Raw genomic sequence first — 493 nt, 5'->3', positions numbered from 1 at the left:
GCCGTAATGCAACTCCGGCAGGCGCGAGGCTATACTGAGTTGCATTGTTTCTTGTTGTTTCTGCCCAAGATTTAGGCATTCCTTCAGGGTTTGACGACAAGGTCCGGCCGTCCCGATGCCGGAGCCAGACTTGATGCGTGCCCTCACATCCATCCGCGGAAGGCTGATCGCGCTTCTCCTGATTCTGGCGGGGCTGATCGCCGTGGCACTCGGGGGCGGATGGTGGGGCGTCACGGCGATGCGCGACGCGGTCGACCACATCTACGGCGGCCGCGTCGTGCCCCTGCGCGACCTCAAGACGGTGGCCGACCTCTACGCCGTCAACATCGTCGACACCTCGCACAAGCGCCGCGCCGGCACCCTGACCTGGACCGAGGGCCTGAAGACCGTCGATCAGGCCCTGACGCAGGTCGGGACCCACTGGTCGGCCTATCGCGGCAAGGCGATGAGCCCGCACGAAGCGCGGATCGCCGGCGAGGTCGAGGGCGCGATG

General features: G+C 65.9%; 1 protein-coding gene. It reads left to right on the top strand.

Annotation, left to right across the window (positions count from 1 at the left end; translation table 11 throughout):
• Positions 1-133 precede the first annotated feature (133 nt).
• Positions 134-493: Tar ligand binding domain-containing protein (locus tag A5481_RS31050; protein ID WP_197514274.1), on the top strand; the 360-nt coding region annotated here is incomplete at its 3' end.

The organism is Methylobacterium platani (assembly GCF_001653715.1).
In the GTDB taxonomy this organism is placed as follows: Bacteria; Pseudomonadota; Alphaproteobacteria; order Rhizobiales; family Beijerinckiaceae; genus Methylobacterium; species Methylobacterium platani.
The sequence above is the reverse complement of the archived record's forward strand: the minus strand, read 5'-3'. Positions and strand labels throughout refer to the sequence as shown.